Below are 17852 nucleotides of genomic sequence, written 5' to 3' on the forward strand. Positions count from 1 at the left end.
TGCTTTTCCAAGTTTTAATCGTAAAAATTTGGCTGATTAAGTGTCCTTATTGTTTATTATGCGAGAAAAACCGATTATTATTGGTGTTACAGGCGGTTCCGGCGGAGGGAAAACCAGCGTTTCACGGGAAATCTTGTCTCACTTTCCCAGTGCTAAAATCGCGATGATTGAACACGATTCTTATTATAAGGATCAGAGCCATTTGACCTTTGAAGAGCGTGTGACGACCAATTATGACCACCCTTTGGCTTTTGATACGGATTTGATGATTGAACATATCAAAGAGCTGCAGGCGGGGCGTCCGGTGGATATTCCTATTTACGATTATACGCTGCATACGCGCAGTGACAAAACCTATCGGCAGGAACCCCAAGATGTTTTTATTGTTGAAGGCATTTTGGTTTTGGAAGATGAACGTCTGCGTGATCTGATGGATATCAAACTTTTTGTGGACACTGATGATGATATTCGCATCATCCGGCGCATCAAGCGCGATATGGAAGAGCGCGGCAGAAGTCTTGACAGTATCATTGAGCAGTATATGGAAGTTGTTAAACCCATGTACCATCAGTTTATTGAACCAACCAAGCGCTATGCCGATATTGTTATCCCAGAAGGCGTCTCTAATGTGGTAGCTATTGATTTGATTAACACCAAAATTGCCAGCATTTTAAAAGATTCTTAATCAAAGGGAGTGGGGAGAACTCAACAAATAATAAAAAGTTCGTCTTCTCAACTGCTGCCTTATGATGCTAAAATGAACTCTAATTGGGGAGGTTGGACTTTTTGACCATCCTCTTTTTGCTTGGCAGCAAAGTGGAAGCGGCAGTGAAAAAAGAATAAAAAAACTAGAAAACGCTTTCTGATAGTGCTACAATAAAGATATTAAAATGAAGTGGGGTAAGCTATGAAAGTAACGATGAAAGAAGTTGCCGCATTGGCAGGAGTCGGTGTCGGAACTGTTTCACGTGTCATTAACGGAGTCAGGGTCAAAGACAGCACTTATCAAAAAGTACAAGCCGCTATCAAAGAGCTCAATTATCAGCCGGACGAATATGCCAGAGGACTAAAGACCAATAGAAGCAATACTGTTGCACTGCTCATTCCGACAATTTGGCACCCCTTTTTTTCAGAATTTGCTTACTATACCGAAAAGAATTTAAGCAAATTTGACTACAGGCTTTATATTTGCAATGTTGAAGAAAATGCCCTAAATGAAATCAAATATCTTGAAATGCTAAAGAGCAATAAGGTTGACGGGATTATCGGTATTACCTACTCCGATATTGACCAGTATGTGTCAACCAATCTGCCCTTTGTCAGTATTGACCGGCATTTCTCCGAAAAGATTCCTTATGTCACGTCAGATAATTTTTTGGGCGGACAGCTGGCAGCCCAAAATTTGATTGAGAGAGGTGCCAAGCATCTGGCTTATATCGGCGGTAAAAATAAGTTTGAAAATGAAACAACCAACCGCAAAAAAGGGTTTTATGCCTACAGTAAACAGGCGGGCTTTAGAGTAGAAAAGTGTGATTTACTGGAACCTATTGAAGATTTGGAAGGTAAGCTAGAAAAATTTTTCTTAGATCATCCGCAAATTGACGGGATTTTTGCTGTTAATGACTTTATGGCTCTGACTGTGATGAAAGTGCTGAAAAAGCTGGGTAAAGAAGCACCGCAAGACTATCAAATCATTGGTTTTGACGGTTTGAAATCAGCCATTGATCAAGATTATTTTTTATCGACCATCAGTCAGTCGACTGATCTTTTGGCCAAGTCAGCTGTGGAGCTGCTGCTGAATTTGATAAATGGCATTTCAGAAGAAAAAAGAGTTATCGTTCCTGTTCAGTTTAAGGAGGGAGGAACCACGAAAAAATAAAAGTTATTTCAGAAAAAAAGGGGCTTGACAAAAACAATGAAAGCGCTTATAATTTACTTGTATTTGAAACGTTTCCATTTTTAGAAAAAAGTTCTCTTTTATTTTTAACCAAAAATTGAAACGTTTCCAAAAAATAAGTCAGGAGGAACGCCATGCGTAAAGGATTAGTTGGGTTGGCAGCAGTTTCTGCTCTTGTGCTGGGATCCCTTGCAGGATGCGGCAGAGGAACGAAAAATCAAAAAACAAATTCAGACCCCAATACCATTAAAATCTGGGTTCAGTTTTCAGATGAAACTGCAGAAGGAAAGGCTTGGAAGGAGATTGTCAGCGGTTTTAATAAGGAACATAAGGGTGAGTACAAAGCCGTTACAGAATACATTCCTCGAAGCGGCAGCGGCGGCGGATATGAAGACAAGGTCAATGCGGCTATAACAGCTGATAATTTGCCGGATGTTATCACCTTAGATGGTCCCAATACAGCTGCGTATGCCCATGCAAAAGTGATTATCCCGCTTGATAAATATGTCAAAGATGCCAATATGGATGATGTTTTAGACAGTATCAAGCAGCAGGGAACTTACAAAGGAAAACTCTACGCTTTTGGTTATTCAGAGTCCAGTGTCGGTGTTTACTACAATAAAAAAATGTTTAAAGAAGCAGGCATTGATTTATCAAAACTGCCAACCATTGATGATCCGTGGACATGGTCAGAATTTAATGCCATCAGCAAACAGCTGAAAAAACATTTCAAAAGACCTGCCATTGATTTCAAACTGAATTCTATCGATGAGATGCTGCCATACGCCTATATGCCGCTCATTTGGTCAAACGGGGGCACCGTTGTTAACAGCAAGGGAACAAAGGCAGAAGGCTATTTTAACAGCCAAAAAACAGTGGAAGCAGTCGAATTTATCCAAAATCTGGTTAGGAAGGGTTATACAACCATCAGCCCGGTGGAAAAAGGGTTTGAAACAGAGGTTTATCCTATGCTTCTAAGCGGTTCATGGACGATTACCGATATGGCTTCAAACTATAAAGACGTTGATTACGGCATTTTGCCATATCCGGTATCAGATAAAACGAAAAAGCTGGTTTCACCGACGGGAAGCTGGCAGATTGCAGTGACTTCAAAATCAGCCAAACCTAAAATTGCGGCAGAATTTGTCAAGTACGCAACCAGCACTCAGTCAAGTAAATTAATCAGTTTGGCCAGCAACGGTCTGCCTATTCGCAAATCTACGATAAAAGAAATTAAAGATGAAGTTCCTAAAGAAATGGTTTTCTTGATGGAGCAAAATCAAAAGTCCGGCCATGCTCGCCCGGTTGTTGTGGCTTATCCGCAAGTATCGCGTGCCTTTCAGCAGGCTATGCAGGATATCAGTTATTATAAAGAAAATCCTGATGTTAAAAAAGCACTTGATATAAAGGCTAAAGAAATGCAGCAGGCGATTGACGATGCTCTGGACTGATAACACCGATAGCAGATTGAGCTGCAGCATTTAAAAAGCTGTTTTATCTGCCATTTAGAAAGGGTAAATGAATGTATAAAAATAATAAGTTAAAAAACAATTTGCTGGGTTATGCATTTTTGTCGCCTGCCTTGATATTGCTTTTGATTTTTCTGGTGATTCCGGTTTGCATGGTTTTCTACTATGCTTTTACCAACTATTATTTGCTGACACCGGATGCCAAGCAGTTTGTCGGCTTAAATAATTTTATCAAGCTTGCACAAGATCCGATTTTTCTTAAGAGTATTTTAAATACATCCAAATTTGTTGTCTGGATTATTCCTGTTCAGCTGGGATTGGCTCTTGGCATGGCCTTGATTATTAATAAACCCCGCAAGGGAAATATGTTTTTCAAAGTTGCTTTCTTTGCACCGGTAGTCATGTCACTTGTTGTCATTTCAATTCTTTGGCTGTATCTGCTAAATCCCAACAATGGGTTGCTTAATGCCTTACTGAACCGTATTGGCATTGCTTCGCAGCCTTTCCTGACAAGTCCTAAACAAGCCATGTATGCGATTATTTTGGTTTCGGCCTGGCAGGGAGCCGGCTATCAAATGCTCTTGTTCCTTGGCGGTTTGCAAAATATTCCTCACGATGTTTACGAAGCAGCGGAACTTGACGGCTTTTCAAAATTTCAGCAATTTCGCTACATCACTTTGCCATTGTTAAAACCGACAGCCTTGTTTGTCTTGCTGACGACCTTGATTTCAGCCTTCAAGCTCCTGGTACAGCCAATGGTTATGACCCAAGGGGGACCAATGAACTCAACGATGACAATGGTTTATTATATCTACCAAAAAGGTTTCACCGATCGTTTGGTTGGTTATTCAAGCTCAATCGCTTTAGTCTTTACGACTGTTATTGGCCTTATTACCCTTGTACAAAGACGCGTGCTAAAGGAGGATGACTGATCATGAAAACCAAATCTGTTAAAATTTTAGAATATGTCCTGCTGACTCTTTTGGCCTTCTTGTTCTTGTTTCCAATGGTTTGGATGATTGTTTCTTCCATGAAATTGGAAGCTGATGTTTATAATAATTTAACTTCATGGAAGGCCTTTTTGCCAAGTCTGAATCCGGCAAATTGGTTCAAGCCTTATCAGGAAATCTTAAGCCGTTTCAGTATCTTTACTTATTTGGGCAACAGTATTTTCTATTCAGTAACCTTTGCTCTGGGCTCCATTATCATCAATGCTTTAGCAGGTTTTGCCTTTGCCAGAATTGATTTTAGCGGGAAAAAGATCCTTTTTGGTCTCTTGTTGGGGCTGTTAATTATCCCGATGGAAACCATACTGATTCCGCAGTTTACCATCATTAATACTCTGGGGCTGGTTAATAACCGTTTAGCGGTTATTATTCCGGGAATGGCCAGTGTTTTCAATATTTATTTGTTTAGAAATTTCTTTATAGCCATTCCTGAAGAAATCGTTGAATCAGCCCGTATGGATGGAGCAGGAATCGTACAGACCTTCTTTAGAATTATGCTGCCCATGTCAAAACCAGCAGTAGCCACTGTCGGCGTCCTGTCTTTCATCAGCAGCTGGAATGATTATATCTGGCCGTTGATGGTTCTGACAGATTCGTCAAAATTCTCAATGCAGGTAGCGATCACAACCATTAATACCACTCAGCCTGTTTATATCAACCAAGTTATGGCTGTTTTGACGATTTCCACTATCCCATTGATTATCGTCTATGTGGTTGCTCAAAAATACATTGTTCAAGGTTTGGGCAGCTCTGGAACAGGTATCAAATAGGAGACTTAAATGGGAAAAATTATTGACAAAGCTAATCAGTATATCCAAGAGCATAAAAGTGAGGTGGACAGCCGCTACAGAGAAAAGTTTCATGCCATGGGACCGATTGGATGGATAAATGATCCCAATGGATTTGTTTATTATAAAGGTGACTATCATCTTTTCTATCAATTTTATCCTTATGGCAGTGTTTGGGGACCCATGCACTGGGGTCATTCCAAGTCAAAAGATTTAATCCACTGGGAAGACTTGCCTGTAGCTCTGGCGCCGGATGAGTCTTATGACAGAGACGGCTGTTTTTCAGGCAGTGCAGTTGTTGCTGACGATCAGCTGGTTCTCATGTACACCGGTTTTATCAATCAAAACGGAAAGATCAAGCAGACTCAGTGTATAGCTTATTCCTCAGATGGCATTACTTTTGAAAAATCACCTAAGAATCCTGTCATTGCAGATTCTCATATAAAAGGTATTGCGGATATCGCAGACTTCAGAGACCCTAAAATATTTGCCCAAGACGGCCGGTATTATGCCGTTGTTGCTGCAAAAACGCATGACAGCAGAGGACAGATTTTACTGTTTCAATCGGACAATACTCAAGACTGGACCTTTAAGTCGGTTCTCTTAGAAGGTACGGCAGAACAAGGAATTATGTGGGAGTGTCCCGATTTATTCCAGTTGGATGATAAATGGGTGCTTCTGGTATCGCCGATTGAAATGAAAGCACAAGACCATGCTTATCAAAATTTGAATTCGACTGTAGCTTTTATTGGAGAACTTGACTGGGAAAGCGGTAAATTACGTGTTGAGAATTATCATGAGATTGACGGCGGTTTGGATTTTTATGCGCCGCAGACCTGCTTGGATGATTCCGGCAGACGCATGATGATTGCCTGGATGCAGATGTGGCAGCGCAATATTCCGACACATGACCTAGGTCATAGATGGGCCGGTATGATGACCCTGCCAAGGAAGCTGAGTGTGAAAAATCTCAGACTCTGTCAAGAACCGGCTCCGCAGCTCTATGATTACTGTGAGACAGTTAAAGAGTGGCAGGGGCAGCTGACACCGGATCATCCTTTGGAGTTTAAGGATATTGTCTGCCCTCAGCAATTCATTGAGCTGACCATTTCGAGAGATGCTTCATGGGAATTGCTCTACCCTTTACAGGCAGACGGCAGGGCTTCAATCAGTTTGACTTACAATGCTGATGAGCAGCTGCTGAGTTTAAGCCGAGATAGTTTTGGCTATGCGATTAAGGGGCTGGAAAATCCGATTTTGAACAGCCGCAGCCTTGATGTTAGTGATTTGAGTGCTGCGGGTTTGGAAATTGAGATTGTAAGAGACACATCGTCTGTTGAAGTCTTTATCAATCACGAAAAGACAATGTCTATGACCTTTTATGAAAAAAACGATGCTAATTGCCTATCCCTTCGTTCTCAAGGAATAACAAGGGTTCAGAAATTATCGGTTTCAACTATTAGAGCTAATTGAGATGAGGAGTTCATTATGTCCATTAAAAATCAAACCATGCTCATTACTTACTCAGACAGTCTGGGTAAGAACTTAAAAGAATTAGAAGACAATCTGGATCGCTACTTTGGTGCGGCTGTCGGCGGTGTGCACCTGCTGCCTTTCTTTCCCTCAACCGGTGATCGCGGCTTTGCACCCATTGCCTACGATGAGGTGGATCCCACCTTTGGCGACTGGACTGACGTTAAGCGCTTAGGCGAGAAATATTATCTCATGTTTGATTTTATGATCAATCATATCTCGCGTCAGTCGACCTACTATAAGGATTTTCAAAGCAAAAAAGACGCTTCGGCCTATGCGGATCTATTCTTGCGCTGGGAAAAGTTCTGGCCGCAGGGCCGGCCGACTCAGGCTGATATCGATCTGATTTATAAACGCAAAGACCGTGCGCCTATACAGGAAATTGTCTTTGCGGACGGCAGCAAGGAACATCTTTGGAATACCTTTGGCGAAGAGCAGATTGACCTGGATGTTACTAAGCAAGTGACCATGGATTTTATCAAAGAGACTATTGATCACTTAGCAGCCAACGGCTGTGACCTGATTCGCTTAGACGCTTTTGCCTATGCGGTGAAAAAAGTTGATACCACTGATTTCTTTGTCGAGCCTGAGATTTGGGACTTGCTTTCCAAAGTACAGGCTATGGCGCAGGCAGCCGGCGCTGATATCCTACCGGAAATCCATGAGCACTATTCCATCCAGTTTAAGCTGGCTGAGCATGACTATTTTGTGTACGACTTTGCTCTGCCCATGGTGACACTTTACTCGCTCTACAGCGGGAAAGCCGAGCGTCTGGCAGACTGGCTGCAAAAAAGCCCTATGAAACAATTTACAACCCTTGATACCCATGATGGGATCGGTGTCGTAGATGTCAAAGATATTTTGACAGACGAGGAAGTTGCCTATACCTCAGACCAACTCTATAAAGTCGGTGCCAATGTCAACCGCAAATATTCAACAGCTGAATACAATAATTTGGATATCTATCAAATCAATTCGACTTACTATTCAGCGCTCGGCGATGACGACAGAAAGTATTTTATCGCCCGTCTGATACAGGCCTTTGCGCCGGGGATTCCGCAGGTCTACTATGTTGGTTTCTTAGCTGGCAGGAATGATTTAGAACTGCTTGAACAGACCAAGGAAGGGCGTAATATCAACCGCCATTATTATACAAGTGAAGAGATTGCACAAGAAGTTGAGCGTCCCGTTGTCAAAGCCCTGCTCAAACTGTTTACCTACCGCAATCAGTCGGCAGCCTTTGACCTTGACGGGAGCATTTCTGTTACAAATCCGGATGAAAACACCGTGATTATTACCCGCCGTAACGCAGCTGAAACGGTAGAGGCAAAAGCGGAGATTAATTTGAAAACGCTGGACTATCGTGTCACTGAAAATGATCAAACTATTTATTTTGACTAAAAAGGAGTAAAGAGAGAAGCTTATGGTAGAATTACGTTTGAATCACATTTATAAACAATACCCTAATACCAGCCATTATGCGGTTGAGGATTTTGATTTGACCATTAAGGACAAGGAATTTATCGTCTTTGTCGGTCCATCAGGCTGCGGAAAGTCAACCACCCTGCGCATGGTGGCAGGTCTTGAGGATATCAGTAAGGGAGAGCTGAGTATTGATGGTGAAGTCGTCAATGACAAGGCGCCTAAGGATCGTGATATCGCCATGGTCTTTCAGAACTATGCCCTCTATCCGCACATGAGCGTTTATGACAATATGGCCTTTGGGCTCAAACTTCGCAAATATTCCAAAGATGCCATTGATCAGCGGGTGAAAGAAGCGGCGCAGATTCTTGGTTTGAGCGAGTTTCTCGACCGCAAGCCGGCGGACCTCTCAGGCGGTCAGCGCCAGCGGGTAGCTATGGGCCGGGCGATTGTGCGGGATGCCAAGGTCTTTTTGATGGATGAGCCGCTCTCTAACCTCGATGCCAAACTTCGAGTGTCCATGCGGGCAGAGATTGCCAAGATCCATCGCCGTATCGGCTCTACAACCATCTATGTAACCCACGATCAGACCGAAGCGATGACCTTGGCAGATCGTATTGTCATCATGAGCTCAACCAAGAATGAAGACGGGTCAGGAACAATCGGTCGTGTGGAGCAGATTGGAACACCGCAGGAGCTTTACAACCAGCCGGCCAATCAGTTTGTGGCAGGTTTTATCGGCAGTCCGGCTATGAACTTCTTTGAGGTGATGATTGAGAATGGCTATCTGGTTAATAGTGAGGGGCTTCATATAGCGGTGACAGAGGGTCAGCTCAAGCTGCTTGAAGCCAAAGGTTATAAGAATAAGCAGGTTATTTTTGGCATTCGTCCGGAGGATATCTCCAGCAGCCTCTTGGTTCAGGAAACCTATCCAGATGCTAGCCTTGCTGCAGAGGTAGTGGTTTCTGAATTATTGGGTTCTGAAACCATGCTTTACCTCAAATTGGGTCAGACAGAATTTGCGGCACGGGTGGATTCCAGAGATTTCCATGAACCAGGTGAAAAGATTCAGCTGACCTTTAATGTGGCTAAGGGGCATTTCTTTGATGCAGAAACCAAGCAGGCCATTCGGTGAGACAAACAGGAGAAAAGGGAGAATGTTCTGCCCTTCTCTTCCCATTACCACAGAATGATGCAGAAGGCTTTGTTTATGTGACTGTTTGGTTTTTGAAAAAACAGTTGGAAGTCATTATTTGATTTTTCAGAAAATTCCTTAATTTATATTGACAATCATTCTAAAAAAAGGTATGATGTTAACAAGTTACATCTGAAAGGAAAAAAGTCAAATGTTTACACGAAATGACGCTTTGTTGTTGAGGTGTGCGGGCTAGTGCAAAAGCATTAGTCCTGTTTGGCTTACCAAGCGGGAAAAGAAAACATCTCGCTTGGGTTTTCCGAGTGAGATGTTTTTTACTTTAATTTTCCAAATTAGAAGGTGGTATCTTATGCATAAGGTTGAATTTCTTGACACAACACTGCGCGATGGTGAGCAAACGCCCGGCGTCAATTTTTCGGTAAAAGAAAAAGTTACAATCGCCAAGCAGCTGGAAAAGTGGGGTATTTCCTCCATTGAAGCAGGATTTCCGGCAGCCAGTCCCGATTCATTTGAAGCGGTTAAGCAAATCGCAGCAGCCATGACAAGGACAGCGGTGTCTGGTCTGGCCCGTTCTGTTAAGTCTGATATTGATGCCTGCTATGAAGCGCTCAAAGATGCCAAATTTCCTCAATGTCACGTCTTTATTGCGACCAGCCCTATTCACCGTGAATTTAAGCTTAAAAAATCCAAAGAGGAAATTCTGGAGGCTATCAAGGAACACGTGACCTATGCCTGCTCCAAATTTGATGTGGTTGAATTTTCACCGGAAGATGCGACCCGTACAGAGCTTGATTTCCTGCTCGAAGTTGTCCAAACGGCTGTTGATGCAGGAGCAACTTACATCAATATTCCTGATACTGTCGGCTTTACAACACCGGCAGAATTTGGTCATATTTTTGAGCATTTAATTGAAAATGTAAGATCTGACCGCAAAATCATCTTCAGTCCTCACTGCCACGATGATCTCGGTATGGCAACAGCTAACACCTTAGCAGCCATTAAGGCCGGTGCCGGCCGTGTTGAGGGAACAGTCAACGGCATTGGCGAGCGTGCCGGCAATGTTGCCCTTGAAGAGGTTGCTGTAGCGCTCAATATTCGTGAGGATTATTATGAGGCCACTTCTGATATTGTGCTCAATGAAACGGTTAATACTTCTGAATTGGTATCGCGTTTTTCAGGTATCGCTGTTCCTAAAAATAAGGCTGTTGTCGGCGGCAATGCTTTCTCACATGAGTCTGGCATTCACCAGGACGGTGTCCTTAAGAATCCTCTGACCTATGAAATTATCACGCCTGAATTGGTCGGTGTTAAGAAAAATTCATTACCGCTTGGAAAATTATCCGGCCGCCACGCTTTCGTTGAGAAACTCAAAGAACTGGCTCTGGACTTTGAAGAATCTGAAATTGCAGCCCTCTTTGCCAAATTTAAATCGCTGGCTGATAAAAAACATGATATCACTGATGCCGATATCAGAGCCTTAGTAGCAGGAACCAGTGTTGAAAATCCAGAAGGCTTCCACTTCAAAGATTTGAGACTGACCTCAAACGAAGATGATACCATTACAGCACAGGTTATCATGGTCAATGGAGATGGGGAAGAAGTCGACATTATTGCCAATGGTAAGGGATCTGTCGAAGCTATCTTCAATGCCATTGATAAATTCTTCAATCAAACGGTTAAGCTGGACAGCTACAATATCGAAGCTGTTACAGACGGTATCGATGCTCAGGCGCGTGTGCTGGTTTCCGTTGAAAATGTGGATACAGACACGATTTTCAATGCTTCCGGTCTGGACTTTGACGTATTGAAAGCCAGTGCCATTGCCTATATTAATGCTAATACCTTTGTTCAAAAAGAAAATGCCGGCGAAATCGGCCATAAAGTTTCAGAACATGATTACCCAAGCAACGACTAGGAGAAGTTTGAAAAAATGAAAAAAATTGTAACACTGGCAGGAGACGGTATCGGTCCGGAAATCATGGCGGCTGGCCTAGAGGTCTTAGCAGCAGTTGCTGCTAAGACTGGCTTTGCCTATGAAACTGAGGCTAAAGCTTTCGGCGGTGCAGGTATTGATGCCAGCGGCCATCCGCTGCCCGAGGATACTTTGGCTGCGGCAAAATCCGCAGATGCTATTTTGCTGGCCGCTATTGGCAGTCCTCAGTATGATAAGGCTCCTGTTCGTCCTGAACAAGGTCTCTTGGCTATTCGTAAGGAACTTAACCTTTTTGCTAACATCCGTCCCGTGCGCATCTTTGATGCTCTCAAACATCTGTCGCCTTTGAAACCCGAGCGTATTGCAGGTGTTGACTTTGTGGTTGTACGTGAATTGACAGGCGGTATCTATTTTGGGGAACATACCTTGAATGACGATTCAGCCCGCGATGTCAACGATTATTCTGCTGATGAGATTCGCCGCATTATGCGCAAGGCCTTTGAAATTGCGCGCGGACGCGCTAAGAAAGTAACCAGCATTGACAAGCAAAATGTCTTGGCAACGTCAAAACTCTGGCGCAAAGTAGCAGACGAAGTGTCCAAAGAGTATCCAGATGTGACCTTGGAACATCAGCTGGTGGACAGCGCAGCCATGATTATGATTACCAATCCGGCGCGCTTTGATGTGGTCGTGACTGAAAATCTTTTCGGTGATATTCTATCAGACGAGTCTTCTGTTTTGCCTGGTACGCTTGGTGTCATGCCATCTGCCAGCCATTCTGAAGGCGGACCGAGTCTTTACGAGCCGATTCATGGCTCAGCTCCTGATATTGCCGGTCAAGGGATTGCCAATCCGATTTCCATGATTTTGTCAGTTGCCATGATGCTGCGTGATTCTTTTGGAGAAATTGCTGGTGCTGAAATGATTGAAAATGCTGTTGATAAGGCGCTGACGCAGGGTGTTCTAACACGCGACTTGGGTGGCTCAGCTGATACGGCTGAAATGATAGCGGCTGTTATTGCTAATCTATGAGAGACCAGTTCTATTTTTGGTTGGTACTAATCCTTTGGAATACAGCAGTCTTCTGCCTTTATGGCCTTGATAAGAGGAAGGCAGTAAAAAAGCAATGGCGGATTTCTGAAAGGAGCCTCTTGCTTCTTAGTCTTTGTTTGGGCGGTTTAGGTGCTGCCTTGGGCGGTCACCTCTTTCACCATAAAACCAGAAAATGGTATTTTCATCTGGTTTGGTATTTAGGCATTTTTAGCGATTGCTTTGTGATTTATTTAGTTTGGAGAATGTAATATGAGTGGAAAATCAATTTTTGATAAGCTTTGGGAACGCCATGTGATAACAGGAAAAGAAGGTGAGCCTCAGCTTATGTATGTGGATCAGCACTATATCCACGAAGTTACCAGTCCCCAGGCTTTTCAGGGACTGCGGGATGCAGGCAGAAAAGTCCGCCGTCCCGATCTTACCTTTGGCACCTTTGATCATAATGTGCCGACCGTCAACATCTATGACATTCGTGACGTCATCTCTAAAGCGCAGATGGATGCTCTTGCCAGAAATGTTGTTGAATTTGAGATTCCTCATGCGGACCACGGTTCTGAACATCAAGGAATTGTGCATATGGTTGGTCCTGAAACGGGTCGAACACAGCCAGGGAAATTCATTGTCTGCGGTGACAGCCATACGGCCACCCACGGCGCTTTTGGAGCTATCGGTTTTGGTATCGGAACGACAGAAGTGGAGCATGTTTTTGCAACACAGACTATCTGGCAGGTAAAACCCAAAAAATTATTAGTCAAATTCACCGGTCAGCCGCAAAAAGGAGTCTACTCTAAAGACTACATTTTGGCTTTGATTGCCAAGTACGGTGTTGCCGTTGGAGTCGGCCATGTTGTCGAATACGTGGGCGAAGCTGTTGATGCGCTGAGCATGGAAGAACGCATGACCATTTGCAATATGTCCATTGAATTTGGCTCTAAAATGGGAATTATGAATCCTGATCAGAAGACTTTTGACTATCTTAAAGATAAGGAGTGTGTTCCTAAGGACTTTGAAGCAGCGGTAGCAGATTGGAAAACCTTGGTTTCAGATGCGGATGCCCAGTATGACAAGGTCATTGAAATGGATGTTTCCGAGCTGGCCCCTATGGTGACTTGGGGAACCAATCCATCCATGGGAGTTGAATTTGGTCAGGCCTTTCCTGAAATCAAAGATATGAATGATGAACGTGCTTATCATTATATGGATATGCAGCCGGGGCAGACAGCTGAGGATATTGAGCTGGGTTATGTCTTTTTAGGCTCTTGTACCAATGCCAGACTCAGTGATCTGAAAGAAGCTGCTAAGTACGTTGTTGGTAAGCATATTTCGCCGCATCTGACAGCCATTGTTGTTCCGGGAAGCCGCCCTGTAAAAAGAGCTGCTGAAAAGATTGGTTTAGATAAGATCTTTATGGAAGCTGGTTTTGAGTGGCGGGATCCGGGCTGTTCCATGTGTTTGGGAATGAATCCCGACAAGGTGCCTGAAGGCATGCACTGCGCCTCAACCAGCAACCGCAATTTTGAAGACAGACAGGGAGTTGGCGCTAAAACCCATCTTTGCAGCCCTGCGATGGCAGCAGCAGCCGCAATTGCCGGCCGCTTTGTGGATGTTCGTCAGTTACCGGAGGCACAGGTTTAATTATGGAAAAATTTACAATCTATACTGGGACAACGGTTCCCTTAATGAATGACAATATTGATACCGATCAAATTTTGCCCAAGCAGTTTTTGAAGTTAATTGACAAAAAAGGTTTTGGCAAATATCTTATGTACGAATGGCGGTATCTGGATCATCATTACACAGAAAATCCAGACTTTATTTTTAACAAGCCGGAGTATCGCAAGGCCAGTATCTTGATTACTGGGGATAACTTTGGCGCAGGTTCTTCGCGCGAGCATGCGGCCTGGGCCTTGGCGGACTATGGTTTTAAGGTCATCATAGCGGGTTCTTTTGGTGATATTCACTACAATAATGATTTAAACAATGGCATCCTGCCTATTGTTCAGCCGCAGGAAGTCCGTGATCAATTAGCTGCGCTGGCACCGACAGATGAAGTGAGAGTTGATCTCTATGAGCAAAAAATCTTTTCTCCGGTGGGAGAATTCACTTTTGACATTGACGGTGAATGGAAGCACAAGCTTTTAAACGGTTTGGACGATATCGGTATTACGCTTCAGTACGAAGACCTCATTACTGAATACGAGAAAAACCGCCCCGCCTATTGGCAGTAGGCTGTTTCATAAAGTTTAGAAAGTTCTGAAAAATCAATAAATAACATTGCTTTTAGGGATTAAGCATGATAAAATAAAAAAGTATTATTAATTTAGATGGAGAAGACTAATGACTAAACATATCCATTGGGATGGCAATCTTTCGCAAGAAGGATTTGAAATTGTTAAGGGGGAAGGCGGCGTTATCGTCTGTCCAACCAAGGTTGGCTACATTATCATGACTTCAGATAAAAAGGGGCTTGAGCGTAAATTTGAAGCTAAAAAGCGCAATCGCAACAAACCAGGAGTTGTCCTCTGCGGCAGCATGGATGAGCTGCGGGCTCTTGCTCAGCTGACGCCTGAAATTGATGCCTTCTACCAAAAACATTGGGATGAAGATATTCTTCTTGGCTGTATCCTGCCGTGGAAGCCAGAAGCTTACGAAAAATTGAAAGCTTACGGTGATGGGCGCGAAGAATTGATGACAGACGTTCGCGGAACATCTTGCTTTGTTATTAAATTCGGCGTGGCTGGCGAACAAATTGCCAAGGAAATGTGGGAAAAAGAAGGCCGCATGGTCTATGCTTCCTCAGCTAACCCATCAGGCAAAGGAAATCGCGGTAAAGTTGAAGGTATCGGTGAGCGTATCGAGTCAATGGTTGACCTTGTTATCGAAGCCGATGATTACGTAGCGTCTATCCAACCGGATAAAACTGTGGAAACGCGTTATGAACAAGGTGTTATGGTCTCAATGGTTGATACTGATGGTAAACTAATTCCTGAACAGGGAGCCGGCAGCCGCTCAGTAGAGCCATGCCCTGTTGTTATCCGTAAGGGGCTTGATATTGATAAAATCATGATGCATTTATCAGACACCTTTAACTCATGGAATTACCGTCAAGGTGAGTACTATTAAGCTGAAAAAGTCACTCGAAAGAGTGATTTTTTTATGACAGCAGCAGTCAAAAGATTTTGAAAACGGATTTTCTGTAAAATTATTGTATTTTCAAGCCATATCCATTGAATTATCAGAAAAGAGAGGCTATAATAGGTTTGTATTTAAACATATCATTTAGGGAAGGACATGAAAATGAAAAAATTTTTTGCTGAATTAATTGGAACGTTTATCCTTGTTTTCGCCGGTACGGGAACAGTTGTTTTTGGTAATGGCGTAGGAAGCGGAGGAGTCGGCCACCTTGGCATTGCCCTTGCTTTTGGTCTATCCATTGTGGCAGCAGCGTATTCGATCGGAGCAGTTTCAGGTGCTCACCTCAATCCGGCCGTTTCTATCGCTATGTTTGTTAACAAGCGTATGGATGCTAAAGAATTGGTCAACTACATCGTGGCACAAGTCGTTGGAGCTATTGTTGCTTCAGCAGCCGTTTTCTTCCTGATGACAAATTCAGGTATGTCTCTTGATAAGGTTGGACTTGGACAAAACGCCTTAGCAAATGGTGTCACACCTTTGGGAGGTTTTCTCTTTGAAACAATCGCAACATTTATCTTTGTTTTAGTGATTGTAACGGTGACATCTGAAAGCAAGGGAAACGGAAAAATCGCTGGTATTGTCATTGGTCTGACTTTGACTTTGATGATCCTTATTGGTCTTAATATTACCGGCCTTTCAGTTAACCCAGCTCGCAGCTTAGCGCCTGCTCTCTTTGTCGGCGGCGAAGCGCTCAGCCAAGTTTGGATTTTCATCTGTGCACCGATTGTTGGCGGTATTCTTGCAGCGATCGTTGGAGACAAGCTTATTGGCACAGAAGAATAAGATAGGATGCTGCAGCTAATAAGCTGGCTTGGTAAGACTGAGACTGCGAAAGTACAGTTTTTGTCCGCTTCCTTTTAGCCGCACCAAATCTTTGTCTTGAAAAATTCGCCCCTGAGGGCGTTTTTTTTGTTATAATAGAAACCATGAACAAACAGGAAACAATCGCAAATGGCAAACTCATGCTGGCTCAGGCAAGATCAGCCATGTTTACCTTTGATGAATGACATATTGATACAAAGCAGCAACAACTAAAAACAAGCTGCAATTTTTTTCTAGTTTTATAAGGTATAAAAATTAAATGCGACATTTTTTGAAAACACATGCCTTTCTTGGATGTTTAGTTACATGCCTTGTTTATGGTGCGGTATTTTACTTTGGCTTTTGGTTTGTATATGCTTTTTCTTGGGATGGGAGTTTTTTATCAGATTTTCTGGTTCCTATCGCCTTGAATATTGGAATAGCAATTATTTACCTGTTTTATAATACCTTCTTGGCAAGTCCAAAAGAAGCTGATCGTTATTATTATCAAGTCTTTGAATTTTTAGCGATCTTGGCCTTCCTGATTTTAGTATGCCATGCAACAATTGGTTTAAACACAGCTATGATTGGTTTGAAGACGAGATTTTCTCACCGTTCTTATTCAATAGCTTCTCCTTTATGGAAATTAAATTCTACCGACAGAATTCATGTTTTAGGAGTTGAAGTTGGTTTTATCTTATTATGGCTTGCTGGCTATTTCCTGACTAAAAAAACGAGGTGGAAGCTGCCTGGAAGCGGTGGGGAAAAAGAAAAATAACTTGTTAAGCGAATCGCCCGTCAAGGGTGATTTTTTGCTATAATGAAAGTGCAAATTAAAAAAATGTAGGCAGAAAAGCATGACAAAACCTTTATCAGAACTGACTTTATTAGAAAATGTACGCAGCAAGCTAAGAAAGACTGTAAGGAGAGCTACTGATGCTAAAAATAATTCTTATTCTTTTTGTTTTAGCAGTAGTAAGTTATATTCTGCTCAAGTATCTCATTAGCCAGTCCAAACATCCGTCAGGTTTTGTTGGCAGGATCATGATGAGGATTTGGAATAAGGCATACTTACCCATGGCACAATGGGCTTTGTCAGTGCTTCCTAAAAAATCTTATGAGAATATTTTGGATATTGGGGTTGGAAATGGAGCGTCGACTGCCTACCTTGGCCAACTTTTCCCAAATAGCCAAGTCAAGGGCTTGGACATCTCTACAGAGGCTATTTCCCAAGCTCAGCAGCGTTACCGGCAAGAAAACATCACTTTTGAAGTCATGGATGTCAGTCAGCTGGCTTATCCTGATAATTCCTTTGCCCTTATCTGTGCCTTCCAGACGCATTTTCATTGGCCAGATTTGACTCAGGCAATGCTTGAAATCAAGCGCGTGCTGACAAATGATGGGCTCTTCCTCATAGCTTGCGAGCAAAGCAAAATCAATTATTATTTGCCAGACTTGAAAGAAAGAGACGCTTTTGTCAATTATTTGACTAAAATAGGCCTGCGTTTGCTGGATGATCAAAGGCAGGCAGCTTGGGTTTGCTATATGGTTGCCAGACAGTAATCACTAATTGAACTATTTTGTGTTAAAAGATGAAG

At 42.9% G+C, this 17852-nt stretch carries 17 protein-coding genes; all 17 read left to right on the forward strand.

Features of this window, described 5'->3' with window-relative positions:
• The first annotated feature begins 58 nt into the window (after positions 1-58).
• The 17 genes from udk (at position 59) to BMI76_RS03100 (ending at position 17817) form a co-directional block, all read left to right on the forward strand.
• Positions 59-685: a uridine kinase gene (gene udk, locus BMI76_RS03020; protein ID WP_075346254.1), complete on the forward strand. Its 627-nt coding sequence runs from the start codon at positions 59-61 to the stop codon at positions 683-685.
• A gap of 222 nt (positions 686-907) precedes the next feature.
• Positions 908-1879, forward strand: a complete 972-nt coding sequence (locus tag BMI76_RS03025) for a LacI family DNA-binding transcriptional regulator (protein ID WP_075346128.1) — start codon at positions 908-910, stop codon at positions 1877-1879.
• A gap of 152 nt (positions 1880-2031) precedes the next feature.
• Positions 2032-3348 carry a sugar ABC transporter substrate-binding protein gene (locus tag BMI76_RS03030; protein WP_075346129.1) on the forward strand — a complete coding sequence of 439 codons (1317 nt, stop codon included), beginning with the start codon at positions 2032-2034 and terminating at the stop codon, positions 3346-3348.
• A gap of 71 nt (positions 3349-3419) precedes the next feature.
• Positions 3420-4298 (forward strand): carbohydrate ABC transporter permease, encoded by an 879-nt coding sequence (locus BMI76_RS03035; RefSeq protein ID WP_075346130.1) that lies wholly within the window; start codon positions 3420-3422, stop codon positions 4296-4298.
• 2 nt (positions 4299-4300) lie between these two features.
• Positions 4301-5143 carry a carbohydrate ABC transporter permease gene (locus BMI76_RS03040; protein ID WP_075346131.1) on the forward strand — a complete coding sequence of 281 codons (843 nt, stop codon included), beginning with the start codon at positions 4301-4303 and terminating at the stop codon, positions 5141-5143.
• A gap of 9 nt (positions 5144-5152) precedes the next feature.
• Positions 5153-6634 (forward strand): glycoside hydrolase family 32 protein, encoded by a 1482-nt coding sequence (locus BMI76_RS03045; RefSeq protein ID WP_075346132.1) that lies wholly within the window; start codon positions 5153-5155, stop codon positions 6632-6634.
• A 15-nt stretch (positions 6635-6649) separates the two neighbouring features.
• Entirely contained in the window at positions 6650-8095 is a 1446-nt protein-coding gene (gene gtfA / locus BMI76_RS03050) for a sucrose phosphorylase (RefSeq protein ID WP_075346133.1), read from the forward strand.
• Between the two features lie 22 nt (positions 8096-8117).
• On the forward strand, positions 8118-9251 hold the full coding sequence (locus BMI76_RS03055; RefSeq protein WP_075346134.1) for an ABC transporter ATP-binding protein: 1134 nt from the start codon (positions 8118-8120) through the stop codon (positions 9249-9251).
• Positions 9252-9621: 370 nt separating this feature from the next.
• A complete protein-coding gene (locus tag BMI76_RS03060) occupies positions 9622-11187 on the forward strand; it encodes a 2-isopropylmalate synthase (RefSeq protein ID WP_075346135.1) in 1566 nt (521 codons plus the stop codon).
• Between the two features lie 15 nt (positions 11188-11202).
• Positions 11203-12237, forward strand: a complete 1035-nt coding sequence (gene leuB / locus BMI76_RS03065) for a 3-isopropylmalate dehydrogenase (protein WP_075346136.1) — start codon at positions 11203-11205, stop codon at positions 12235-12237.
• Complete coding sequence (locus BMI76_RS03070) at positions 12234-12506, forward strand: DUF1294 domain-containing protein (RefSeq protein WP_075346137.1); 273 nt, start codon at positions 12234-12236, stop codon at positions 12504-12506. Before leuB ends, BMI76_RS03070 begins: the two co-directional genes overlap by 4 nt.
• 1 nt (position 12507) lies before the next feature.
• Entirely contained in the window at positions 12508-13893 is a 1386-nt protein-coding gene (leuC, locus tag BMI76_RS03075; RefSeq protein WP_075346138.1) for a 3-isopropylmalate dehydratase large subunit, read from the forward strand.
• A 2-nt stretch (positions 13894-13895) separates the two neighbouring features.
• On the forward strand, positions 13896-14486 hold the full coding sequence (leuD, locus tag BMI76_RS03080; protein ID WP_075346139.1) for a 3-isopropylmalate dehydratase small subunit: 591 nt from the start codon (positions 13896-13898) through the stop codon (positions 14484-14486).
• Positions 14487-14595: 109 nt separating this feature from the next.
• Complete coding sequence (locus BMI76_RS03085; RefSeq protein WP_075346140.1) at positions 14596-15381, forward strand: L-threonylcarbamoyladenylate synthase; 786 nt, start codon at positions 14596-14598, stop codon at positions 15379-15381.
• Between the two features lie 174 nt (positions 15382-15555).
• Complete coding sequence (locus BMI76_RS03090; RefSeq protein ID WP_075346141.1) at positions 15556-16236, forward strand: MIP/aquaporin family protein; 681 nt, start codon at positions 15556-15558, stop codon at positions 16234-16236.
• A gap of 310 nt (positions 16237-16546) precedes the next feature.
• Entirely contained in the window at positions 16547-17032 is a 486-nt protein-coding gene (locus tag BMI76_RS03095) for a hypothetical protein (RefSeq protein WP_142355031.1), read from the forward strand.
• Between the two features lie 158 nt (positions 17033-17190).
• Complete coding sequence (locus BMI76_RS03100) at positions 17191-17817, forward strand: class I SAM-dependent methyltransferase (protein ID WP_075346143.1); 627 nt, start codon at positions 17191-17193, stop codon at positions 17815-17817.
• Positions 17818-17852 lie beyond the last annotated feature (35 nt).

This window comes from Streptococcus sp. 'caviae', assembly GCF_001937065.1.
GTDB lineage: Bacteria > Bacillota > Bacilli > Lactobacillales > Streptococcaceae > Streptococcus.